This window comes from Streptomyces sp. NPDC018964 (assembly GCF_044390325.1).
Taxonomy (GTDB): domain Bacteria; phylum Actinomycetota; class Actinomycetes; order Streptomycetales; family Streptomycetaceae; genus Streptomyces.
In genome coordinates this window covers 1-23064 of sequence record NZ_JBIRYZ010000036.1, presented here as the reverse complement: position 1 = coordinate 23064, position 23064 = coordinate 1, and the positions used below count along the sequence as shown (strand labels likewise).

The window sequence follows — 23064 nt, the reverse complement described above, 5'->3', positions numbered from 1 at the left end:
CGAGTCCGGTGAATCCGACGCGGACGGGATGACGACGGAGTGGACGCGGGGCGTCCGTCGAGTGACTGTTCAGCGGGATGCGCGGGAGACGCGAACCGTGCCGTGGAGGGCGACCCGGAATGTGTCAGGATGCGGTGAACTGACGTTCGGGGACGGTTCGTTCAGCGGGGGACGGGATGGAACAAGGGGAGCGGGAAGGGCACCGGGCGGTGCCCGGAGCGGTGGCGGCCGTCGGAGTCGTCGGGGCGCTGGCCGTCGCCGCCCTCGTGCTGCGGCCCGCCGAAGGGCTGCTGCACTCCGGCAAGGGACCGCTCGGCCACGGGGGCACCGTCGTGATCGGGGCGTCCGTCACCTGGGCGGTGGGGGTCATGTACGCCACCGGACGTCTTCGCCACCGGCTCGGCGCCGACCGCACCGGACTGTCACCGGGCGAGGAGCGGCTGCGGCAGGCCGCCGTGCCGCTGCTGCTCGCCGGCCCGGGCGTCATCGGCGTCCTGGCCCTGGTCCTGCACCGGTTCGACCGCGAGGGCACACCGCGGCCCTCCCCGGTGGGCCTCCGACCGCCGCCCCCTTCGCGGCCCCCCGGCAGGCCGACGCCCGGCGAGGGGTCGGAACACGGATCGTCCCTGCCGCTGTACCTCCTGCTCGGCCTGCTGGCCGCGGTGGTCCTCGTGGCCGTCGCGGTGGCCGTCGTACGGCGACTGCGACGGCGCGGGCTGACGGTGCCGCCGCGCCCCGGCCTCGCGGGCACCCCGGCGGAGGACGACGACGCGCGTCTGCTCCTGTCCGCCGTACGCTCGGGCCGGCGCGCTCTGGCCGACACCGGCGACGCCCGGGCGGCCGTCATCGCCTGTTACGCCGCGATGGAGGACGCCCTCGTCGCGTCCGGCGTGCAGCGGCGCGCCTCCGACAGCCCCTCCGACCTGCTCACCCGTGCCGCCGGCGCAGGCCTCGCCCCGACTCCGGCCGCGCCGCGTCTCACCGCGCTGTTCCACGAGGCCCGTTACTCCTCGCACCCGATGGACGCCTCGCACCACCGGGCCGCCGCCGACGCCCTGCGGGAGATCGCCTCGCTGCTCCAGGACCGGGAGGCCGCGCGGTGAACCGGCTCACGGCCCCGGAGCCGGGAACGTTCACGCTGCTCCGGCTCGGGCTGCTCGGCGGCGCGATCGCCGGTTCCGGCGTCCTGCTCGTCCTGCTCCTCGACGGAGCCGAGGCGGCCGGTGCCGTGGTGACCGTGCTCGTCGTCGTGGCACTGGTCCTTGCCCGGTACGTTGTGGGGGCGGGCGCCTTCGACTCCGGACGGCGGGGCGAGGTACGGCTGTTGGGGACGCGAGCACCGGGCATGGGGGAGTGGCGGCGGAACGTGCGGACCGCCACGGGATCCGACGGCGCCCTCTACTACCGCGCGGTGCTCCGGCCCGAACTGCGCCGCCTGTACGCCGCCGTCCTCGCCGAGCACCACCATGTCTCGCTCGACCACCAGCCCCGGCGCGCCGCCGAGCTGATCGGACCCGAACTGTGGCCGTGGCTGGGGCACGAGACACCCCGGACCGGGCCCGACGGCGACGTTCCCCTGGATGTGCTGCGCCGTCTCGTCGACCGGCTCGAGGAACTCGGCACACCCCGCACACGAACCCCTCGTACCCATAAGGAAGAAACCACGTGACGAGTCCCTCCACGCCCCAGTACCGCACCGCAGGGCAGGTCGGCGAGCAGGCCGGTGCCGTACTGCGGGAGATCGGCCGTGCCGTCGTCGGCAAGTCGGACGCCCTCGAACTGGTGATGCTGGCCGTGCTGGCCGGCGGGCACGTCCTCGTCGAGGACCTGCCGGGGCTCGGCAAGACGCTCCTCGCACGGTCCTTCGCCACCACGCTCGGCCTGGACTTCCGCCGGATCCAGTTCACGCCCGACCTGCTGCCGTCGGACGTCACCGGAACATCGCTGTACGACCGGCGCACCGGCGAGATGGTGTTCCACCCCGGCCCTGTCTTCACGCACCTCCTGCTCGCCGACGAGATCAACCGGACACCGCCCAAGACACAGGCCGCGCTGCTCGAGGCGATGGCCGAGTCGCAGGTGACCGTGGACGGCGAGACCCGGCCGCTCGCCGACCCGTTCCTGGTGATCGCGACCGCCAACCCGGTGGAGTACGAGGGCACCTACTCGCTGCCCGAGGCCCAGCTCGACCGGTTCCAGCTGCGCGTGCGGATGGGTTACCTGACCGCCCCGCAGGAGCTGGCGATGCTGCGGGCCCGGATCGACCGGGCCGCACCCGAGGCCGTGCTCGGGACGCTCGCGGGACCGGCCGACGTCATGGCGTGGCGGGCCGTCGTGGAGCGCGTGGAGATCGACGACGACCTGCTGGAGTACGCCGTCGCACTCGTCGGCGCGACCCGCGACCACCCCCAGATCAGCATCGGCGCCTCACCGCGCGGCGGTCTCGCCCTGGTGCAACTCGCGCGCGCACGCGCCGTGCTGGACGGCCGGGACTACGTCGTTCCGGAGGACGTCAAGAGCCTCGCGGTGCCCGCGCTGGCCCACCGGGTGTCGCTGCGGCCGGAGTTGTGGGTGCGCGAGATGTCCACGGACGACGTGCTGCGGGAGATCGTCGACAGCGTCGGCACGCCGTCCACGCGGCGTACGGCCGCTCTGCCGTCGTGACCCCGCCCGCACCCGAGTCCGCGCCGCGGCCGAGCGCCGCGGTGGTCCGCGCCCTGGAAGGGCGCAGCGGTCCGGCGCAGCCACCGCCCCCGCCGCCCGGCGGACCGCGCCCCGGCGAGCGGACCCTGCGCCTGCTGACCGTCGCCGTCGTCGCGCTGTCCGCCGCTCTGCTCACCGGCCGGGCGTGGCTGCTCGCGCTCGCGGCGGCGCCGCTGGTGCTGCTCGCGCTCGCGCTGCCGCGCACCCGGGTCCGTCGTGTGGAGACGTCGGCCACCGTCGAACCGGAACGCTGCTTCGAGGGCGACACCGTCACCCTCCGCATCTCGGTGGCGCACGACGGCGGCGCCGTCCGTCTCGACCCCGGCGTCACCCTCGGCCCGGGCCTGCGGCTCGACGAGGTCGTCGTCGGCCCGTCCACGGTGACGCTGCGCCACACCGCGCTGCGCTGGGGACGCTGGTCGCTCGGCCCGGTGGACCTCGACGTGTACGACGCCGGGGGCACCGCGCGCCGCACCGTGCGGGTCGAGGCGGCCGAGGTGTCCGTGTTCCCGCACGCCGCGCAGGCCCGGTTCACCCCGATCCCGGTGCGGCTGCCGCAGCGGCTCGGCGAGCACGCCTCCCCGCAGGCCGGAGAGGGCGTGGAGGTCATCGGGGTGGGGCCGTGGGTGTCCGGGGAACGGCAGCGGCGCATCCACTGGCCGTCGACGACCCGGCGCGGGACCGTACAACTGCACCGGTTCGCGGCCGAGCGGGCCGCCGACACGGTGATGCTGCTCGACGCGTTCGGGGACGTCGTCGACCCGGCGACCGGGGTGTCGTCCCTGGACGAGACGGTGCGGGCCGCCGCCGGGCTCGCCCGCGCGTACCTGCGCACCCACGACCGGGTGGGGGTCGTCTCGACCGGGGGCACCACGCGGTGGCTGGCGCCGAGGACCGGGGACGCGGCGTTCTACCGCATCGTCGAAAGTGTCCTCGACGTCCGCAAGGACCAGCGGTTCGACGGGCCCGGGCTCGAGCGGGTGCCGCCGCCCGCGCTGCCGCAGGGCGCTCTGGTGTACGTGTTCACCCCGCTGAGCGACGCACGGGTGCTGAAGGTGCTGCGGGATCTTCAGGGAAGGGGGCGCCGGCCGGTCGTCGTGGAGATCCCGAGCGGGGACCCGCACGTCGAACCCGGTGACACGGCGGGCGAGCTGGGACTGCGGTTGTGGCACGCGGACCGGGACGCGATGCGGTTCGCCCTGCGCGACAGCGGGGTGCCGGTGCTGCGGCACGTCGTGGGCGAGTCGTTGGACCTGGCGCTGGCACCGTTGCTGTCGGGGCGGATCGGAGGACGGGGGTGAGCGCGATGACGGCGCTCGGCGCGCGGACGGCCTTTCGGGAGTACGCGCGGTACCGGGCCGGGACCGTGCCGGTGCGGGTGATCGGGGTCGCGGCCGTCGTGATGGCGTGGCGGCCGTGGGCGACGGCGGGCGGGGTACGCGGGGCGGTGCTGTTCGGATGCGCGGTCGTCTTCGCGGTGTGGGCGGCGCCGGCGCTGGACCGGCGGCCGTCGCTGGAGTCGGTGCGCTGGTCCCACGTCCTGCTGCGGCACCGGACGACCGTGCTGGCGGGCGGTGTGGTGGTGATCGCGGCGTTCGGGGACCCGGCGTGGTGGGAGGCGGCCGGTGTGGTGGTGCTGTCGGTCGCGTACCTGGTGATGAGTGAGACATGGCCGTGGAGGTGGGGGCGCGGGGCCGCGCGGGTGTGGGGAGAGGCGGTGGGAGCGTGTGCGGGGGCCGGGGTCGTGGTGGCTGCCGCGATGGTTCCGGCGCCCGGGCCGGGACGGGTGATCGCGGCCGGTGTGGTGGTGGGGACGGCGGTGGTCGGTGGAGGAGCGATGGGTGCCCGGTGGTGGGGCGGGAGGAGGTAGGAGGAGAAGGCCGGACGGGGTGTGACGGGCGGCGCGCGCGGCCTCGTCCGCCGGGTTCGCCCCGTGGGCGGGTGGGGGTGCCGTGGCCGGGTGAAGTGACCCTTCGGCCCCGGTACTCGCGTGGAACGGCCCGACGCCACGGCGCACGGCCACCGCACCCGCCGAGTGCCGCGGACCGGGATTCCAGGCGGCCTGATCGGCGAGCACCACGACGCCGCATGACCGGCGACGACTTCTCGAGCGGCCAGGTGGGCGTCCGGCCGGCCGACGGGCGCGGTGGCACCGGCGGCCGGAGGCGTGGACCGGCGGCCGACGGCCGGAACATCCTCCGCTCGCTGTCTGGGGGGACGCCCGAGGCCTGGTCCTGACCCGGCTCGACGGAGGCGGGAGGACCGGGGACCGGGGGGCGCCCCGCTGCACGGTCACCGGAACACGAGCGCGGCCTTCCCGGGGCACCGGGCCGAGCGGAGCCGGGTGCGGAGCGCCTGTGGCGGCCTCCTGCGAAGAGCCCGTTCCTCCGGCGGGCGCTGTCGTCCGCGCCGTCGTCGTCCTCCCCGCGCGCCCTTACTGGACCGGGGAGTCGGGAGGGGGGAGGCGGACGGTGCGGTCCCGGTCCACGGCTTCTACTCCGGCGACCTCCTTCAGAGCCGGGATCCGGTCCTCGGCGATGGTTCCGGACAGCGTGCCGAGAACCGGCTGCTCACCCGTGACGGTGAGCCCGGCCCGCCGCGCGGCCTCGATCGCTTCCGCGAACCGGTCGGGGTCGACCGCGAGGACGACCCCGACCGGCCCCGGCCGCGAGGACCCGCTCACGGGGCCTGGAGCAGACCCGAGCCGACGTCCTCGACGGGTTGCGCCAGCGGGAAGGCACCGGACAGGAGGCCGGCTTCCAGGTCGGCCGAACCGGCTTCGGGGTCGGCCTCGGCGAGCAGTGCGACGACACCCGCGACGTGCGGTGTGGCCATGCTGGTACCCGACATCGACCGGTACCCGCCGCCGGGGGCGGCCGAGTGCACGTTCCTGCCGGGCGCGGCGATGTTGATCTCACCGCCCGCGCCGTTGATGGCGCCGCAGGAGAAGGACGATGCCGTGAGCGACGGGTCGAGCGAGGCCACCGCGAGGATGGAGGGGCAGTTGGCGGGCCGGCCGACGGGCCTGACCGACTGAGGACGCCGGCTTTCGTTGCCCGCGGCGGCGACGATCAGCGTCCCCCGCTGGAGCGTGCGCCGGGCCAACTGCTCGTACGTCTGGGGAAAGAGCTCACCCGGCCGGACGGGAGCGCCGAGCGACATGGATATCACCCGTGCGCCGTGGGCGACGGCCCAGGCCATGCCCGCCAGGATCTGGCCGTCGGAGCCGCTGCCCGCATCGCTGAGCACCTTCCCGGCGAGTATCAGGGCCTCGGTCGCCACGCCGTAGCGGGGCCCCTGCCGAGGGCCGGCCGGACCGGCGGCGGTGCCGATGCAGTGGGTGCCGTGGCCGTGCCCGTCCTCGACGGTCTCACCGGGCACGAAGGAGGCCGTGTCCTCGATCCGTCCGACGAGGTCCGGGTGATCGGTGTCCACGCCGGTGTCGAGGACGGCGATCCTCACACCGCGTCCGGTCAGGCCGGTCACACTGGCCCGGGTCGCCTGGAGGCCCCATGTCCACCTCTGTTCGTCGAGCGCGGGGCCCTGTGCGACGGCCATCTCGGCCTTGGTGTGCCGCTCGACCGTTTCCTCGTCACTGCGGTAGGCGGGGAAGAACTCGGTCGGTGCCTGCTGCGGGGCGGTGATCACCGAGGTGTAGACCATGCGTTCCGGTTCGGCCGCGATGATCGACGGATGGGCCTCGGCCGTGGTCACCAGCGCGTGGCGCTGGTCGGCCCGCACTTCGACGACGGCGGCGCCGAGTTCTTCGAAGTACACCGATACGTCGGGGTTCTCCAGAAGTGCGGCGACGTCGGTGGTCCCGGCTCCGCTGACCCGCTCCACGAGTGCGATGTCGGCCGCGGAACGCAAGGCGTTCAGCCCGTTCTCCTGGTTGCCGGGATCGAGCAGGACCACGTACCGGCCGGTGTACTCCGTTCCCCGGTCCGACGGGACCCCGTTGAAGCGGGGCGGCTGCTCGCCGGGGGCATGCCTGTCCAAGGGTCCGTTCGCCATGGGGTTTCCCGCTTTCCGTGTGCTTCCCCGACCGGTGGACGCGCGCCTGCACACAGCTCCGGCCCTCGGGGCGGTGGGTCGCCGTTCGGCCACACGCGAGCTGTCGCCTGCGGGGCTGTCCCCGCCGGGCCGCCGTCCGGGCAGCGCCCTCCTGTCCACCGTCGCACCGGGTGCGGGGACACGCAACACGACGCCGCTTCAGCCGTTCCGGAGGCGCTGAGTACCGGTCGCGGTACGGGAGTTGACAGCGGGTCGGCCCTGGCGGGCGGGCTTCGCCGGGTCCCGTCAGGCCGGACCACGAGGTTCCAGCGGCTTTGGTTCCAGGACGCGGGGGAGAGGGGATCCCGCGGTGCGCCTCGACGCCACGGTCCACCCCGGCGCGGCACCGCCGAAGGACCCGCGGAAGAAGCCCGGGCTGACGCTGCCGCGCTACGACCGCGACTTCGAGCCGATCGCCCGTGCGGCCGGACGACCGGTACGCACGATCGCCCCAGGACCGGAGAAGCGCTGCCCGGTACGCGGTGAGCGGGCCCGCACCTCCTCACAGCCCGTACCGGTCGAGGACGCCCGTCATCCCGCGCCGACGTCCCGGTTGCCCGCAGGCCGGTGAGACAGCCGGTGAACGCCTCCCGCGTCCCCGGCGCACGACGGGTTCGCACGGGCAGCCGCGGAATACTCGACTGCGACCGGGGCCGGCCGGTCCATAGGATCCTTGTCCGAGGTGCCGACAAGGCGCCCTGCCGACGGTGGACGCTCAACGGACCGAGGACGCGTGGCGTGATGAGCAGCAGACTTTTCGCAATCTCCTTCGACGCGCACCGGCCCGAGCGCCTGGCCCGTTTCTGGTCCGGCCTCCTGGGCCTGGGGAGGGCCGACGAGTACGACGACGGCGTCGCCCTGCTGTCCGGGAACGACGCCGGCTACCGTCTCGGCTTCCGCCCCTGCCAGGCACAGAAGACCGCCCAGAACCGGCTGCACTTCGACCTGACCAGCTCCTGCCCGGAGGACCAGCGGGAGACCGTGGCCAGGGCGCTCGACCTCGGCGCGCGGCACGCCGACGTCGGCCAGGAACCGGACGCCTCCCATGTGGTGCTCGCCGACCCCGAGGGCAACGAGTTCTGCGTTCTGGAGCCGGACAACGGCTTCCTCGCCGGCTGCGGCTCCATCGGCGCGCTCGCCTGCGACGGTTCGCAGGCCGTGGGGTACTTCTGGAGCCAGGCGCTGGGCTGGCCGCTGGTCTGGGACCAGGACGAGGAGACCGCCGTCCAGTCGCCGAACGGCGGCACGAAGATCACCTGGGGCGGTCCGCCGTTCTTGCCGGACGCCGGCAAGGACCTGAGCTTCGACCTCGTGCCGGACGGCGATCAGCAGACGGAGGTCGAGCGTCTGCTCTCCCTCGGGGCGAAGCGTCTCGACTCCGCCCACGGCGGGGACGGCACGGTGCTGCTGGCCGACCCCGACGGCAACGGGTTCCGCGTGCTCCCGCGCCGGTGAAGCCTGACCCGACGGGAACCGGGGCGGGCGGTTGCCGCCGGGCGGAGCACAGCAGGACGGGCAGGTTTTCGTCACCGAACGAGTGGTCCGACGCGCCCCGCCGGGAAAGCCGCACCCATCCCCCGGCACACACGTCCGCGCCGTCCGGGCCCGCACCCTGCTGACCGGGGACCCCGTGAGCCACGACGAGTCCTGCGGAGTCCGGCGGTCGTACTGTCGAACCCGTCACGGAGGAGGACTTCCGATGCGCGGAGTGACCTATTCGATGAACGTCTCGCTCGACGGCTACGTCGTCGGGCCGGACGGCGGCTTCGACTGGACGACGCCCGACGAGGACGTCTTCCGCTTCTGGATCGACGAGATCCGGGAGGTCGGCGTTCACCTGCTGGGACGACGGCTGTACGAGACGATGCTGTACTGGGAGACCGCCGACCGGGATCCGTCACTCGACGACTCGATGCTCGAGTGGGCCGCGCTCTGGAAGCCGCTTCCCAAGGTGGTGTTCTCCACCACGCTGTCGGCGGTGCGGGGCAACGCCCGCCTGGCATCGAGCAGCCTGGCGGAGGAGATCGAGCGGTTGCGGGCCGAGCCGGGGGAGGGCGACATCGCGATCGGCGGCGCGACCCTCGCCGCCGAGGCGGCCGCGTCGGATCTGATCGACGAGTACCGGGCCATGGTCTATCCGGTGCTGGTCGGCGGTGGCATTCCGTTCTTCCCCCGGCGCGAGCGCCGGGTGGATCTCGAACTCGTCGAGACCCGCACCTTCAACTCGAAGGTCGTCTACCTCCGCCACCGTGTGACGCGCTAGCCGGCTCGCCTGCCGAGCTCCGGGAAGAACGGGCACGACGGTGAGGTTTTCCCTCCACCTCCGAGCCCTGAGACGGTGGAGGACCCGGCGCCCACCGCGGAGTCGCCCGAGCCCGTGGAGCTGTCGGCGGAGCCGGTCGACACCGATGTGCGTCACGGGCCCGTCCGAGACCGGTCCGCTGTCCCACACCGTGGTGCCACCGGACACCAGGTGACGCGCCGTCGGGTACGCGCACTCCACGACGGCGCGCACTACGTCGGACACCGGCACCTGGTTCTCCTGCACCCGTTGGGCGGACGAGACGCCCTTTCAGACGCCGGTGCAGCCGCTTCGCGCGCCACCGGCCGTCGTCCTCGCGCCGGAACACCAGGGGCAGCGCCGCACGGCCCACCCCGCGAAGCTCCGACTTCACGCGTACCGTGCGCGGCTCGAACGGCCGGCCCCGCCGCTCACCGTCGCGCGGCACGTCGTGCCGTCGCCGAGCGCCTTCGCCCGTCCGCGTGCGCCCTGCGCGAGTCCCGGACAGGGGAAGTGACGCAGGCCACAGCGACACACTGTCCGATCGGTCAGAACTGACCGATCGGACAGTTATGGTTGAGGAATGGCACGCTCCGCCTCCGCCATGCGCGGTCAGATCCTGGAGTCGGCACTGCGACTGTTCGCCGTGCACGGCTTCCGCGGCACCTCGCTGCAGGACATCGCCTCCGACGCGGGCTGCTCGAAGGCGTCGCTCCTCTACCACTTCGCCGGCAAGGAGAAGATCCTCACCGAGCTGCTGACCCCGGCCCGGGACGCCCTCGCCGCACTGCTCGACCGCGTGGCCGGGCTGGCCGGCGGCCGGCTGGTGGAGGAGACCGTCGTCGGATACGTCGACCTGACGCTGCGGTTCCGCCGTGAGATCCGGCTTCTCTTCGAGGACATCGCCGAGATGTCCTGCCACCAGGACCTCGACGTCATGGAGTTGGCGGACGGGCTGCTGGACGCGCTGGCCGGCCGCTCGCGACGGGCACCGGCCCGGGTGGCGGCGTGGATGGTGCTGGGCGCCGTCTTCATCACCGGTGCCGCCGATGACGAGGTGGCGCCGGACGAGGTGCTGCGCGCCGAAATGATCCGCAGCGCGCTGCGGACGCTTGACCACACCCCCAGTTGACCCCTAACGGAAAGACCCCTCCCCCATGGCGACCCTGCTGTACCGGCTCGGGCGGTTCTCCTTCCGCAGAAGAGGCCGAATAGCCGCCCTCTGGCTGCTCCTGCTGACCCTGCTGGGTGTCGGAGCCGCCACCCTGATGGGCCCGACCAGCGACAAGTTCTCCATGCCGGGCACCGAGTCCCAGCGGGCGCTGGACGACCTCGACCGGCAGTTCCCGCAGGCCGGCGGAGCCACCGGCGCCATCGTCCTCGCCGCACCCGAGGGCGAGAAGCTGAACCCCGCCGCGGTGGCACCCCTGGTGAAGGAAGCCTCCGGGATCGACGGTGTCACCGCCGCCATGGACCCGTTCCGAACCGGCTCCGTCTCCCGGGACGGCCGCTACGCCCTGATCCAGGTGCAGTTCGACAAGGCCGCCGACGAGGTCACCGACGAGCAGAAGTCGGCCTACGAGGCGGTCGGCGCCGACGCCGAGGGCCTGCGGGTCGAACACGGCGGCGAGGTCATGGGCGGTGAGGTGGAGATCGGCTCCACCGAGGCGCTCGGCGTCCTGGTCGCCGCGGTGGTCCTGGTCGTCACCTTCGGCTCGCTGGTCGCCGCCGGCATGACCCTGCTGAACGCGCTGATCGGCGTCGCGGTCGGCATGGCCGGCCTCTTCTCCCTGACCAGCGTGATCGAACTGACCTCCACCGCCCCCGTCCTGGCGCTGATGCTGGGCCTGGCCGTCGGCATCGACTACTCGCTCTTCATCACCTCCCGCTACCGCCAGTACCTCACCGAGGGCCTGAAGCCCGAGGAGGCCGCCGGCCGCGCGACCGGCACCGCCGGCTCCGCCGTCGTCTTCGCCGGTGCCACCGTCGTCATCGCCCTGGCCGGCCTCTCCGTCGTCGGCATCCCCTTCCTGAGCGTGATGGGCCTGGCCGCGGCGGGCACCGTCGCCGTCGCCGTGCTGGTCGCCCTCACCCTGCTGCCGGCCTTCCTCTCCTTCGCCGGCAAGAAGATCCTGCCGCGCAAGCAGCGCCGGGCGGACGAGCGCACCGCCGAGGACGGCACCGCCGCCGAGGGCTTCGGCTTCGCCTGGGGCCGGCTCGTCGCCAGACTGCGCGTGCCGTTCCTGGTCGTCGGCATCCTCGGGCTGGGCGCGCTCACCCTCCCCGCCCAGGACATGCGCATAGCCCTGCCGGACGCGGGTACCGCCGCCGAGGGCTCCCCGGCACGCGAGGCGTACGACCTGACGTCCGAGGGCTTCGGCGAAGGCTTCAACGGCCGTCTCATCGCCGTCGTCAACGGTGACGACGCGCGGTCCACCGAGGCGGCCGCCGAGAAGGCCACAGCCCTCATCAAGGACACCGACGGCATCCTGGCCGTGGCCCCGCCGCAGCTGAACGAACAGGGCACCACCGCCCTGCTGGCCGTCATCCCCGAGGCCGGCCCGACCGCCGTCGCCACCGAGGACGCCGTCCACGACATCCGTGACCGGGTCGCGGACATCGAAGGCGCCGACATCGCCCTCACCGGCGCGACCGCGCTGGGCATCGACGTCTCGGAGAAGCTCGCCGACGCCCTGCCGGTCTACCTGCTCCTGGTGGTGGGCCTGTCCATCCTGCTGCTCATGCTGGTCTTCCGGTCGGTCCTGGTACCGCTGAAGGCGGCCCTGGGCTTCCTGCTCACCGTGGGCGCGACCTTCGGCATCACCGTCGCCATCTTCCAGGAGGGCCACCTCGCCGGCCTGGTGGGCGTCGACACCCCCGGCCCGCTGGTGAGCTTCCTGCCGATCCTGCTCATCGGCATCCTGTTCGGCCTCGCCATGGACTACGAGGTCTTCCTCGTCTCCCGCATGCGCGAGGACTTCGTCCACGGCGCCGACCCGCAGGCGGCCATGGTCAGCGGCATGGGGCACAACGCCCGCGTCGTCACGGCCGCCGCGCTCATCATGACGTCCGTGTTCGGGGGCTTCGTCCTGATGGACGACCCGATCATCAAATCCATCGGGTTCGCCCTCGCCGTCGGCGTGGTCGTCGACGCCTTCGTCGTCCGCATGGCGCTGGTCCCGGCGGTGATGTCGCTGCTCGGCCGTGCCGCCTGGTGGCTGCCGGGGCCCGTCGACAAGGCCCTGCCCGACCTCGACATCGAGGGCGAGAAGCTGAACCGGCAGCTGGCCGCGGAGACGCGCGACGAGACCCCCGTCCCGGTCTGACCCGCGCACCGGCCGGCCCGGACCGCGGAGGGCGGGACCCGCACAGCGGGTCCCGCCCTCTCCCGTTCGCCCCGCCCCACCTGGCCCAGGCCGGACTGCGGGCGCGGGAACCGAACGCTGTGCACGAGCGGTCCGCCGACCGTCCTGGCAGGCCGGGGCCGGGAGCGTCGGCACCGACCCATGCCCGTACGGGTTCCCCTTCCTGTTCCGGGCCGGGACCCGGCGGCGGACACGTCGCCGAAAGCCCGCCCGTACACCGCCCGGAAGCTCCCCGCGGCCGAAGGCGGCAGCGCGCCCAGGTCCGGCAAACCGCCGTCGAGCCCGGTCCCGGCCGCGGCGTGTGCAAAGGACAGGACGTCCACGCGGGCGGTCGGCAGGAAGCCGACCGGGGTGGGACCGGACCGGTGAGCAACGGCCGCACCCGCCGGGGCCCGGGCGACCGGGGAACGGGCGCCCCGAATCCGCCCGGGCCCGGACGGCGGTGTCAGCGGTTCATGGCTGCCCAGAACTCGTCGAAGGACATCCGGCGGTCACCGTCGGTGTCGAGTGCGTCGATCACTCCCCGGGCCTCCGACTCGGTGATCTCGGTGCCCTCCAGCTCCGCCACGACCTGCCGGTACTCCTCCGCGGTGACCAAGCCGTCACCGTCCAGGTCGTAGCGCTCGAAGACACTTCGCGCCGCCTTCTCCACCCTGTCCGCCATGTGCGTCTTCCTTCCATGATCGTCACTGACGGCGCCAGCCTATCCGCCGTCCTCCCGTTCGGCCGCTGCCCGCGTACCGGCCCGGAAGCCGACAGCACGGCCTCGAGGGACGGTTCCGCCCGGCACGGGCGCTGCCTGTCCTGCCCGCCGGTCGCCGCGTACAGTGGACGGAGCAACCCCTGCCGGGCCTGCGGCGCTCTGGTGCCGTGGCCATCTGCCGGCCCGACCGGCAGCAGGCGGAGGTGTGCCATGACGTACGATCCCCCCTTCCCCCGCGTGGTCCCCGGCCCGCCCGGTGCCGCGCCGGAGTGGTGGCGTGAGGCCGCATGCGTGGGGGAGGACCCGGAGCTGTTCTTCCCGGTGGTCGAACGGGACCGGGATCCTCAGGTGATGAGGGCTCGCGCGGTGTGCCGCTGCTGCCCGGTCCTGCTCGCCTGCCGCCTCTGGGCCATCAGGCACGGAGAGGACGCGGGCATCTGGGGCGCCACGACCGCCGCGCAGCGCCGTGCCATCCGCCGGGCGCTGTTCGCCGAACGGAAGTAGCCCGACTACGAAGCGGTGTCAGCGTCCTCTTCCGCGTTGCGCGGCACGAAGCACCGGATGCACGGTCCGACCGGCTGCGGACCGGGGTACGACGGCGTGAACCGCCGGAACGGTACGGGCCGGGGAAAGCGACGTACGGACATCACCGGCCGTGGTCGACCCACACCACCCGGAAGCCCGTCCGCGGCCGGAACCGCGGACGGGACCGGGGCATCACGGTGGACTCCAGCCTCGCGTGATGCCCCTCGGCACGCGGCCGCCGCCCGCACCGCGGTGTCGTCGGGCCGACGGCACTCAGCCGGGTGTGATGCGGCCGCGCCAGGCCCCGGACTCGTCACCCCGCCGCTCGATGTAGTCCTTGAAGCGCCGCATGTCGCCCTTGACGCGCCGGTCGATCGTCCCCAGCATGTCCGCGGCCTTCTCCGCGACCCCGCTCGGTTCGACATCCATCACGAGTTCCACCCGGGTGTGGCTGTCGTCCATGCGCTGGAAGCGGACCATGCCCTTCTGCTGGACGTCGCCGCTGGTGGTGCGCCAGGTGATCCGCTCGTCAGGGAGCTGGTCGACGATCTCGGTGTCGAACTCCCGCCGTACCCCGCCGATCTTGGTGGTCCAGTGGTTGTGGCGGTCGTCGAGCTGTGTGATCTCCTCGACCCCCTCCATGAAGTTCGGGAACTCCTCGAACTGGGTCCACTGGTTGTAGGCGGTGCGGACCGGGACCTCGACTTCCACCGTTTCCTTGACCGTGCTCATATCAGGCCTCCTTTCGCGCTGCGGCGAGTACCCAGGAGGGCCGCGGTCTACCGGGGTGTCGGGCGTGGAGGTGCCTGCGGACCGGCGTTTGGCCTTTCAGCCGGTCAGCCGTTTCACAGGCCGGCCCCGACACGTCCGATTCGGTCGACCACCTGGGACGGTCCGCGCGGGGCGATCAGGCAGGGGCGGACCCCGGTGGACGGGGCGCCGGTGCCTGGGCACGGTGTGGCCGTTCCCTGTGAGACGGTCCGCCACTGGTGCGTCAAGGCCGGACGGGTTCATGAATGCGTAATACTCTCCTCATGAAACCGAGTGTTACGTCCGTGTGTGGCGGGACCGGCGTGCGACGGGCCGTCGCACGGGACGCCAGACAGCTCACACGGCTAGTGCGCGGCTCGCGCGCCTATGAGGGCCGGTACGCGGCGATGGTCGCGGACTACCGTGTCGGCCCCGACTACATCGAAGCCCATGAGGTCTTCGCGGCCGTCGACACCGGTGATCCCGCGGGCCGGGTGCTCGGCTTCTACTCGCTGGTCCTGGTGCCGCCGGAGCTGGACCTGCTCTTCGTCGCCGACCGGGCGCAGGGCCTCGGCATCGGGCGGTTGCTCGTCGAGCACATGAGGGTCCGGGCGCGGGCGGCGGGGCTGGACCGCGTCCGCGTGGTGTCCCACCCCCCGGCCGAGGGGTTCTACCGCAGGGTGGGCGCGCTGCCCACCGGGACCGCCCCCGCGAACCCACCCGCGGTGGCATGGGACCGGCCCGAGCTGGAGTTCCCGATTCCGTGAGCTCTTCCGGCGCTGCCGCTCCGAGGCGAGGACGACCGCGGCGGTCGACGCCATGCGGTCCGGGCCGCGGCGGGCCTCGCGGAAGACCCGATGGGACTTCGGCCGGCCCGCGGCCCGTTCCACCGGTGCCCGCGCCGACGGCTCGGCTGACCGCTTTCAACCTGGGGAATTCCCTCGGACCGTCCGCGTCGAAGAGACGAGGGACGCACGACGACCCCGGCACGCGCCTTCGGTGTCCTTCCGATTCCGCATGCCGCGGTGGTGCCGGGCCCGACCGCGTCGAACTCGGTGTCCAGCCGTCCGCGCACGTGACGATCTCCCCACCCCGGCGCACCCGCTGACCAATGATGGGCTGTGGCGCGGCCTGCGCGGTGTCCGGCATGACAAGCTGTGCTTTCACCGCCCGATCTCAGGAGGCCACGATGACTGCAGATTCTCCGTCGCAAGAAGGTCCGGAGACGGCCGACGCCGAGAGCGGCGCCCTGGTGCCCGACGACGACGGCCAGTACGACCTGAAGGGCAAGTTCCGGGAGGCCCTGGCGCGCAAGCGGGACAAGCAGGCGCAGGCCGCGGCCCGTGCCGCGAACACCGACGCGTCGAAGGTCCGCGGCGCGCACGGCCCGGCTGCGAGCCAGCGGTCGTTCCGACGCAAGAGCGGCGGCTGAGTCCGAACCGTCGTCGGACGGGACTCGGCGAGGCACCGCCCGGCCGTCTTGCCGATGACGCCGAGCCGGGTCCCGCCGGGTGACGGAGGCGGCGGACACGGCCACGGTGCCGCGGCCGCCGCCCGCTGTCAGGCAGGGACGATCCGCCCGTTGTCGATGCGGAAGTTCTCGGTCGGTGAGCAGCCGATCGAGGGCGTGATCAGCAGGCTGACGGCAACCGGCGCGGGCTCCGTACCGGAGGTGGAGAACTCGCACACCGCGTGGCGGCCGGTCAGCGGGAACCAGAACCAGGAATCCGCCTCGCCGACCAGGGCACGGTCCGATTCTCTCCACGCGCCGTCCTCGAAGGTGAACACCTGGAGGCGCACGGACGCCGCGAACGGGTCGGTCTGGGACCTCAGAGCGGTGAGTGTGAACGTGAAGTCCCCGTCCAGGACCGATGAGGCGATCTGCCGGTGCTCCGACGTCCGGGGATCAGCCTGCGTCTCCTTCACCTGACCGGCCGTCGGACGGGCCTGCGGGTCGGCCGGCGACGGAGTCGGAGAACCCCCGGCGGTTGCGCCGATCGTGGCCGCGGCGGTGGCCACCACGGCGATGCCCCAGCCGGTGAGTGTGCGGAATTTCTTGATCACGACGTCTCCACGTGTGGTGATTGGGTGTGTGTTCTCGGGGTGCTGTGCGTCGCCTCCGAGCCGGCGCACCTCACAGTCGGCCGAGGGACCTGCCGACACCGCCCGGCGCGGCTACTTGCCGGGGAGGGAAGACGGCGTGGGCGTCGGCGCCTCGGACGGGGTGCGACCGCCCTCGGTCCGAGGGGACCGCACGTCGGAGACGTCGAACGTGAGCTGCCAGGTGGCCGGCGTCAACACCCGCTGTGTCACCTGGCCGTGAGCCTCACGGAACGCCCCGGTGCCTCCGGTGATCGCGTTGACGACCGGAGCCGGTACCGGGATACCGGCTTGCTCGCCCTGCAGGGTGATCTGGCCTTCCGGCAGTACCGCGGTTGACACGCATGGTCCCGCGTTGCGTTCGAGGTCGGTGAGGACGCAGAACCCGTCGATGCGTCCGACGAGGCGCTCTTCGGATCCCTCGGCAGACATCAGATCCCCGCCGAAGACGAACTGGTCGCCGGCGCTTCGGCCCGTTGCGCCCAGATCGAGCTCTTCGCCGACTCGCAGCCGGGCCTCCACGCGGATGGTGCGGCTTCTCGCCGAGGAGTCGTGGTCAGTGTGGACTGCCGCTGCCGAGGTCGTCATCCGTGGGGTCACGTCGGCCGACGCGGACCTGATGAGGGTGAGCCCGGCAGAGCAGCCGAGAACCGCGACGGCGAAGAACATGAAGGACCGGCCGGCGAAGGTCATGGTCGCCTCCGTGTCTGTGGGAACGAACAGGTTCGGTGCCGCCCGGGCTCCGACCGGAGTCGACCCGGCCGGACGGTGTGCCGTGCGAGGCCGGTCGACAGAAGGAAAGGAGCCGGAGCGCTTACGGGAACCGCGGGCGGGAACGCACGAGAAGGCCCGCGGAATCACCGGGGAGGTTCGTCATGCTCGCCCTGGTGGTGACGCATCTCGTCCGTACTCGTTCATGACGGGCCATCCGTCTGACGGCAACGCTAATGACAGCCGTGGCGACGCGCTCGGCACGAGGGCGAAAACAGGGCCATTGGGGTGTATTTCCCGGAGCGAGGAGGAGAGGCCTCACGGAGGGCGGATCCGTCCGGTGGGACGTGCGGCCTCGGTGATCACCTCGGTCCGAGGGGGATCGCCGCCGCCGGCGCGTCGAGAAGGAGAGCCCGCGAGAGGAGCCGCCCGACGGCATCAGCGTCGGGCGGGGCCGGAAGCCTCTGTCGGTGTTGAACACGGCCGGGCGGCGAGGCGGCTCTCCGCAGTCCGAGCCGGTCCGGAGGCGATCGGGGTGCCCCGGCTCGGTCCCGGCAGGCCCCGCCGGCGACCGGAGCGGATACCGGACGGCAAGGCGTACGCCCCCGCAGCGACCGAACCACCTGCGCGGACGCGGAATCGATCGACTCGAGCCTCACCGGGCCGTGGCCACGAGACATGAGAGGCGACAAGCCCGCCGTCCGTCACGAAGCGACCGTGTGGGTGGCGGTCCTCGACCAGCGCCCGTGACCGACGAGTTCGCCATCGGCCTCAGTCCGTCGGGGCCGGCACGGCGCAGGCGTCGGCGACAGCCCGCGTGTCCCAGTAGAACGGACGGACCTCGGTGATCCGCCCGTCCTTGACCGTGATCGCTTGCAGAACGGGGAAGCTGAGTTCACGGCCGGTCGCGCGAGCGCGAGCACGGACCTGCGTGAGCACGACAGAGGTCTCACCGGTGGCGAGGAACTCCTGCTCCACCATGTCGAACGACTCCTACACCTCTCCCATCGCGAGGAAGAACCGCGCCATGCCGTCGTGTCCGCGCCAAGTACCTCCATAGGGCAGGGCATCCGCTTGGTGCAGCTCGACGTCCGGCGCGAAGAAGGGGGCGAGCAGGTCGAACGAAGCCCCGTCAGGGCCTCCCGCCGCCAGGTACTTCGCCTCAGCCGCGTACATACCCGTCAGAACTGCCGCTGACCCTGTAGTGGATGACATCGTCATGACGCCGGCATGAGCACCACGGCAGGACTTTGCTGGCGGCAATCGGACGCCGTCGTACGGCGCGGCCGGCACGTCCGCAACGCGCCACACGGACGGCGTTGGTTCCCCGTCCCGGGCCACGGTGCGTCGGCCGTGGACGTCGGGGCGCCGTACCCGTCCCGCGCCATACCCGGCAGGTCTGTCACCCCGGACGTGACGCGGACGAGACACACCCGTCCGTGCGGACGCACCACCCTTCAGTCCTTGCCGATGACGACCACCTCGTCCATGGCCGCCCACCGGCGCCGCTCGGTCTTGGGCGGGTTGATCCGCACACCGTGACCGGGACGTGCCGAGGCACCGTCGTGACTTCGGTAGCCGATGGCGCATTCGCCGCGATGACGGGCCGAGGCCACGACCGTGGCGAAGGACGTCTCGCACCCGGGCAGTACGTAGTCGGTGGCCGGCCGCAGCCGGACCCCGGTGCCGTCGGCGGAGAACAGTTCCTCGAACACCGCCGCCAGGTGACGGTTCTGGGAGATCTGCGCCATGAGCAGACCGATGAGCTTGCCACTGATGATCACGTCGGCTCCGGGACTGACGGGGGCCAGCGCCCGGTTGCGATCGTCGATCAGCTCGGTGACGACCGGCAGTTCGCGTCCGGTGGCCTCCTCCAGCCGGCGCAGCAGCAGGAGGGTGACGAGTGTGCGGTCGTCCGGGGCGTCCGGTGGCTGCCCGGGAGCGGGATCCCGGCCGAGCACGATCACGCTGTCGTAGGAGTGAACATCCAGACGGCGCAGGGTCTCGGGGCGGGTGACGTCCCCGTGGTGCAGGGTCAGGGCCAGGCCGGTGCCGTCGTGCGCGCCGGCCTCGTCCACCTGCCGGACCGTCGCCTCGTCACCGTCCATCACCACGTCGACGGTGGATCCGGGCCGTACGCGGCGGCGCAACTGCTCGATCATGAGCGGCGCCCGGCGGTTCCAGCCCAGCAGGAGAACCCGCTCCGCCCGCGCGGGCGCCGGCGGTCCGGACACCATCACCTCCTCCTCGACCAGCTCCGCGCAGTCACCGGGCCAGACCGTGTCGTCGTCGCGGGAGATGACGATGAGCAGGTCGTCCGGGGCCAGGAGCGTCCGCTCCGGCGGGCTGAGCAGGGGAGTGCCCGAGCGCACCACCCCGACGACGCTCGACGTCGGATAGGACAGCAGCGCGTCACCGAACGGACGCCCGGCCAGGGCCGGTTCAGTGATCAGGTAGAACTCGTCACCGGCGAAGTCGAGGAGTTCCTGGTGGACGAGGGAGAGCCCGGGACGGCGCGTGGCCTGGACGATCAGCCGGGCGGTGACGGTGTCGCTCTCCAGGACGACGCCGCCCGGTCCGGCGGCGAGACGGGCGGCCAGGAGGTAGCGGTCGTCCCGGACGGCGGCGACGACGGGCGGAAGGACGGCCTTTCCGGCCAGGGCCGTCCTGAGCGCCAGCAGCGTCTTGACCACCTCAGCGTCGGCATCGGGCTCGTCATGGGGCATCACCAGCACGACACCGGCCGTCTCCGGGCTGGTCAGGCCGAGCACGGCCGGATCGGTGACGGGACCACTGCGGCAGATCAGCCGCGTACGGCCGACGGGACCCACCTTCGTGCTCAGGGCCTCTTCCATGGCGGTCTTGTCCCGGTCGGCCAGCACGGCCACCACCGCCCGCCGCTGGTTGGCGTGGGCGGCCACCAGCTCGCTCACCACCGTGAAGACCTGCTCCGACCATCCCAGGACCACGGCGTGGCCCTTCTCGAGCACCGTGGAACGGCCCCGGCGCAACGCGGTCAGCCGCTCCGTCAGCGCCGTCGTGATCAGACCGACGAGGGTCGAGACGTACAGCAGGGTGACCAGCGCGAGCAGCAACGACACCGCCACGCGCAGCGGCGTGCCCGTCGAACCGCCCAGCCGCAGTGTCTCCCCGGTCAGGCGCCACACCCGCGCGAACCTGTCCGTCAGGGAGGCCGGCGCGTCGGGGTCGGTCCACACGAGCACCGCACTGGCCGGGACGACGACGGCCAGGCACAACAGCGCCATCCAGCCGACGAGGGCGGAGGCACCGCGGGTCAGGGTGCTGTCGAACCAGTAACGGGCCCTCTCACCGAACCGGGCACGCGGCTGTGCCACCCTTCCCCCTCTGGTCGCACCGCACTCCTCGCGAGTCCGGGCAACGCCGCGTACGCGATGCGCCGCGTGAGCCCGCCGGAGAGTACGGATGTGGATACGCATCTGGCAGTGTGCGGAACCGGTCGTGTCGGCGCCGGAGGGTTGCCCGGCATTCATTCCTTCGGGTTCCCCGAGCCGTCCGCACCGGCGGACCCGCCGTGACGTCAGGATTCGTCACCGTCTTCGCTCCTTCGAGTCAACTGCGCGACGAAAGGCGGACACCCGGTCACGGCCGCCAGTACAAAGGCCGCCATGACTGAAGATCACGCAGTGGTGCGCTCGGACGGCGGGTTTTCCCGGAGGACCTTCGCGGCGGCGGCCGGGACGGCCACGGTGGCCACGGCCCTGACCGGCGGTGCCGCCGCGGCTCTGCCCGCCCCGGCCGCCCCGGGCGGGAACCGCGGCCCCGACTTCGACCGGTGCCTCGCCGTCGCCCGCGCACTGCTCGTCCTGGACTCCGACGACCGTCCCCTCGTCCCGCGCTACCAGCGCGTCCTCCGGGAGGGACTGCCGGCTCACCGGCGGACACGCCCCATGGACGTACTGGTCATCGGCGCCGGTCCGGCCGGGCTGGTGGCCGCCTGGCTGCTGAAGGAGGCCGGTCACCGGGTGACGGTGCTGGAGGCCAACGGCAACCGCGCCGGCGGACGCATCAAGACCTTCCGCCACGGCGGCCACGAACACGCCGCACAGCCCTTCGCCGATCCCCGTCAGTACGCCGAGGCGGGCGCCATGCGCATCCCCGGCAGCCACCCCCTGGTGATGGAGCTGATCGACCGGTTCGACCTGAAGAAGCGGCGTTTCCACTACGTCGACGTCGACACCGAGGGACGCCCCGCCCACCGCACCTGGATCCACGTCAACGGCATCCGCGTGCGGCGCGCCGACTACGCCCGCGCGCCCCGTCGCGTGAACCGCTCCTTCGGCGTCCCCCGGGCCCACTGGGACACCCCGGCCGCCACCATCCTGCGCTCCGTGCTGGACCCGGTGCGCGACGAGTTCAGTCGTGTCGACCGCGACGGCAAGCGGGTCGGCAAGCCGCTTCCCGAACAGTTGCGGGGCTGGGCCCGCGTGGTGCAGCGATTCGGTGACTGGTCGATGTTCCGCTTCCTGACCGAGCACGCCGGCCTCGACGAGCGGACCATCGACCTGATCGGCACCTTGGAGAACCTCACCTCCCGCCTCCCGCTGTCCTTCATCCACAGCTTCATCGGCTCCTCCCTCATCAGCCCCGACACGCCCTTCTACGAGTTGGAGGGCGGCACGGCCGTACTGCCGGACGCCCTGCTGGAACGGGTGCGCAAGGAGGTGCGGTTCGACCGTCGTGTCACGCGCATCGAATACCACCACCCCGACCGTCCTTCGCCGGACACCGAGCACGTCCGGAACAAGGGACCGCACGTGTGGGTGGACACCGTGTCCGAGGGCCGTGACGGGCCCGTCGTGCGTGAGCAGTTCACCGCGGACGTCGCCGTGGTGACGGTGCCGTTCTCCGGACTGCGCCACGTGCAGATCGAGCCGCCCATGTCGTACGGCAAGCGCCGCGCCGTCTGCGAACTGCACTACGACAGCGCGACCAAGGTGCTGCTGGAGTTCAGCCGCCGCTGGTGGGAGTTCGACGAGGCCGACTGGAAGCGCGAGCTGAACGCCGTCGAGCCGGGCCTGTACGACGCCTACCGCACCGGCCGCACCGCCACGGACGGCAGTCTGCTCGGCGCCCACCCCTCCGTGCCCGCCGGGCACATCTCGGCGGGCCAGCGCACCCACTACGCGGCCAACCGCGCGCTGGTACGCGACCAGCCGGAGGCGGTCGACGTCGTGGGCGGCGGATCGGTCTCGGACAACGCCAACCGGTTCATGTTCCACCCCTCCCACCCGGTTCCCGGCAGCGAGGGGGGCGTGGTCCTGGCGTCCTACAGCTGGGCGGACGACGCGCTGCGCTGGGACTCCCTGGACGACGAGGCACGGTACCCGCACGCCTTGTGCGGCCTCCAGCAGGTCTACGGCCGGCGCATCGAGGTCTTCTACACCGGAGCGGGCCGCACGCAGAGCTGGCTGCGCGACCCCTACGCCTACGGGGAGGCGTCCGTGCTCCTGCCCGGACAGCACACGGAGTTGCTGCCCGCCATCCCCACGCGCGAGGGGCCGTTGCACTTCGCCGGGGACCACACGTCCGTCAAGCCGGCGTGGATCGAGGGAGCCGTGGAGTCCGCCGTGCGTGCCGCCCTGGAGATCCACGCGGCATGAGCCGAACGGCCCACTGAACCACGACGCGGCCCCGGACCCCGGCGCATCGGGCGGGCTCCGGGGCCGCCGCACCACGTGATCGGTCGATCAGGCCACGGACAGGTGGTGCGGGCGCTCGGCCGGGTTCTCCCGGCCGCAGAACAACAGACGGGGGCGGACGCGCTGTTTTGTAGGCACACAAAAAACCACCGAAACACAAAACCAAAAAAAAAAAAAAAAACAACACCACCC

The 23064-nt window shown here is 72.5% G+C and carries 21 protein-coding genes and 2 pseudogenes; 14 read left to right on the top strand and 9 right to left on the bottom strand.

Translation table 11 applies throughout. The features are described 5' to 3' along the window. The first annotated feature begins 176 nt into the window (after window positions 1-176). The 5 genes from ACH5AO_RS35320 to ACH5AO_RS35300 are packed head-to-tail and all read left to right on the top strand — an operon-like array spanning window position 177 to window position 4573. Complete coding sequence (locus tag ACH5AO_RS35320; protein WP_398931964.1) at window positions 177-1103, top strand: DUF4129 domain-containing protein; 927 nt, start codon at window positions 177-179, stop codon at window positions 1101-1103. Beyond that, on the top strand, window positions 1100-1669 hold the full coding sequence (locus ACH5AO_RS35315) for a hypothetical protein (RefSeq protein ID WP_398931961.1): 570 nt from the start codon (window positions 1100-1102) through the stop codon (window positions 1667-1669). Before ACH5AO_RS35320 ends, ACH5AO_RS35315 begins: the two co-directional genes overlap by 4 nt. After that, window positions 1666-2664 (top strand): AAA family ATPase, encoded by a 999-nt coding sequence (locus ACH5AO_RS35310; protein WP_398931959.1) that lies wholly within the window; start codon window positions 1666-1668, stop codon window positions 2662-2664. The genes ACH5AO_RS35315 and ACH5AO_RS35310 overlap by 4 nt, the downstream gene beginning before the upstream one ends. Then, complete coding sequence (locus ACH5AO_RS35305; protein WP_398931957.1) at window positions 2661-4004, top strand: DUF58 domain-containing protein; 1344 nt, start codon at window positions 2661-2663, stop codon at window positions 4002-4004. The genes ACH5AO_RS35310 and ACH5AO_RS35305 overlap by 4 nt, the downstream gene beginning before the upstream one ends. Window positions 4005-4009: 5 nt before the next feature. Beyond that, entirely contained in the window at window positions 4010-4573 is a 564-nt protein-coding gene (locus ACH5AO_RS35300) for a hypothetical protein (RefSeq protein ID WP_398932018.1), read from the top strand. A gap of 564 nt (window positions 4574-5137) precedes the next feature. Here ACH5AO_RS35300 and ACH5AO_RS35295 read toward each other — a convergent pair. After that, the gene (locus ACH5AO_RS35295) at window positions 5138-5386 is read right to left on the bottom strand and encodes a hypothetical protein (protein ID WP_398931955.1); all 249 of its coding nucleotides are present in this window, start codon (window positions 5384-5386) and stop codon (window positions 5138-5140) included. Beyond that, entirely contained in the window at window positions 5383-6717 is a 1335-nt protein-coding gene (locus tag ACH5AO_RS35290; protein WP_398931953.1) for a S8 family peptidase, read from the bottom strand. Before ACH5AO_RS35290 ends, ACH5AO_RS35295 begins: the two co-directional genes overlap by 4 nt. Window positions 6718-7066: 349 nt before the next feature. Between ACH5AO_RS35290 and ACH5AO_RS35285 the strand changes: the two genes are divergently transcribed. From ACH5AO_RS35285 to ACH5AO_RS35275, 3 genes are all read left to right on the top strand, one after another. After that, the gene (locus ACH5AO_RS35285; RefSeq protein ID WP_398931951.1) at window positions 7067-7327 is read left to right on the top strand and encodes a hypothetical protein; all 261 of its coding nucleotides are present in this window, start codon (window positions 7067-7069) and stop codon (window positions 7325-7327) included. A 170-nt stretch (window positions 7328-7497) separates the two neighbouring features. Beyond that, window positions 7498-8211 (top strand): VOC family protein, encoded by a 714-nt coding sequence (locus ACH5AO_RS35280; RefSeq protein ID WP_398931949.1) that lies wholly within the window; start codon window positions 7498-7500, stop codon window positions 8209-8211. Window positions 8212-8455: 244 nt separating this feature from the next. Next, window positions 8456-9019 carry a dihydrofolate reductase family protein gene (locus tag ACH5AO_RS35275; RefSeq protein WP_398931947.1) on the top strand — a complete coding sequence of 188 codons (564 nt, stop codon included), beginning with the start codon at window positions 8456-8458 and terminating at the stop codon, window positions 9017-9019. Window positions 9020-9151: 132 nt separating this feature from the next. On the opposite strand, the pseudogene ACH5AO_RS35270 reads toward ACH5AO_RS35275, so the two are convergent. Continuing rightward, window positions 9152-9479: pseudogene (locus ACH5AO_RS35270) on the bottom strand (hypothetical protein); the annotation flags it as partial. Between the two features lie 141 nt (window positions 9480-9620). Here ACH5AO_RS35270 and ACH5AO_RS35265 point away from each other — a divergent pair. Next, complete coding sequence (locus ACH5AO_RS35265; protein ID WP_398931945.1) at window positions 9621-10169, top strand: TetR/AcrR family transcriptional regulator; 549 nt, start codon at window positions 9621-9623, stop codon at window positions 10167-10169. A gap of 25 nt (window positions 10170-10194) precedes the next feature. After that, on the top strand, window positions 10195-12363 hold the full coding sequence (locus ACH5AO_RS35260; RefSeq protein ID WP_398931943.1) for an MMPL family transporter: 2169 nt from the start codon (window positions 10195-10197) through the stop codon (window positions 12361-12363). Between the two features lie 484 nt (window positions 12364-12847). On the opposite strand, the gene ACH5AO_RS35255 is transcribed toward ACH5AO_RS35260, so the two are convergent. Next, a complete protein-coding gene (locus tag ACH5AO_RS35255) occupies window positions 12848-13066 on the bottom strand; it encodes an EF-hand domain-containing protein (RefSeq protein WP_361749518.1) in 219 nt (72 codons plus the stop codon). A gap of 249 nt (window positions 13067-13315) precedes the next feature. Between ACH5AO_RS35255 and ACH5AO_RS35250 the strand changes: the two genes are divergently transcribed. Next, a complete protein-coding gene (locus tag ACH5AO_RS35250; RefSeq protein ID WP_398931941.1) occupies window positions 13316-13609 on the top strand; it encodes a WhiB family transcriptional regulator in 294 nt (97 codons plus the stop codon). Window positions 13610-13903: 294 nt separating this feature from the next. Here ACH5AO_RS35250 and ACH5AO_RS35245 read toward each other — a convergent pair whose 3' ends face one another. Beyond that, entirely contained in the window at window positions 13904-14362 is a 459-nt protein-coding gene (locus ACH5AO_RS35245) for an SRPBCC family protein (protein WP_398931939.1), read from the bottom strand. Between the two features lie 302 nt (window positions 14363-14664). Between ACH5AO_RS35245 and ACH5AO_RS35240 the strand changes: the two genes are divergently transcribed. Together ACH5AO_RS35240 and ACH5AO_RS35235 are read left to right on the top strand one after the other, a co-directional pair. Further along, window positions 14665-15147 (top strand): GNAT family N-acetyltransferase, encoded by a 483-nt coding sequence (locus tag ACH5AO_RS35240; protein ID WP_398931937.1) that lies wholly within the window; start codon window positions 14665-14667, stop codon window positions 15145-15147. Between the two features lie 422 nt (window positions 15148-15569). Beyond that, window positions 15570-15812 carry a DUF5302 domain-containing protein gene (locus ACH5AO_RS35235; RefSeq protein ID WP_398931935.1) on the top strand — a complete coding sequence of 81 codons (243 nt, stop codon included), beginning with the start codon at window positions 15570-15572 and terminating at the stop codon, window positions 15810-15812. Between the two features lie 128 nt (window positions 15813-15940). Here the strand turns inward: ACH5AO_RS35235 and ACH5AO_RS35230 are convergent, their stop codons facing one another. The 4 genes and pseudogenes from ACH5AO_RS35230 to ACH5AO_RS35215 all read right to left on the bottom strand — a co-directional run bounded on the left by ACH5AO_RS35230 (window position 15941) and on the right by ACH5AO_RS35215 (window position 20547). Next, window positions 15941-16444, bottom strand: coding sequence for a hypothetical protein (locus tag ACH5AO_RS35230; RefSeq protein ID WP_398931934.1), 504 nt, complete (start codon window positions 16442-16444; stop codon window positions 15941-15943). A gap of 111 nt (window positions 16445-16555) precedes the next feature. Further along, complete coding sequence (locus ACH5AO_RS35225; RefSeq protein ID WP_398931932.1) at window positions 16556-17173, bottom strand: hypothetical protein; 618 nt, start codon at window positions 17171-17173, stop codon at window positions 16556-16558. Between the two features lie 789 nt (window positions 17174-17962). Next, window positions 17963-18412 (bottom strand): annotated as a pseudogene (locus tag ACH5AO_RS35220) (nuclear transport factor 2 family protein). Window positions 18413-18648: 236 nt separating this feature from the next. Continuing rightward, a complete protein-coding gene (locus ACH5AO_RS35215) occupies window positions 18649-20547 on the bottom strand; it encodes an NAD-binding lipoprotein (protein ID WP_398931930.1) in 1899 nt (632 codons plus the stop codon). A gap of 291 nt (window positions 20548-20838) precedes the next feature. Here ACH5AO_RS35215 and ACH5AO_RS35210 point away from each other — a divergent pair, with 291 nt between their 5' ends. Continuing rightward, window positions 20839-22833, top strand: a complete 1995-nt coding sequence (locus ACH5AO_RS35210; protein WP_398931928.1) for a flavin monoamine oxidase family protein — start codon at window positions 20839-20841, stop codon at window positions 22831-22833. Window positions 22834-23064 lie beyond the last annotated feature (231 nt).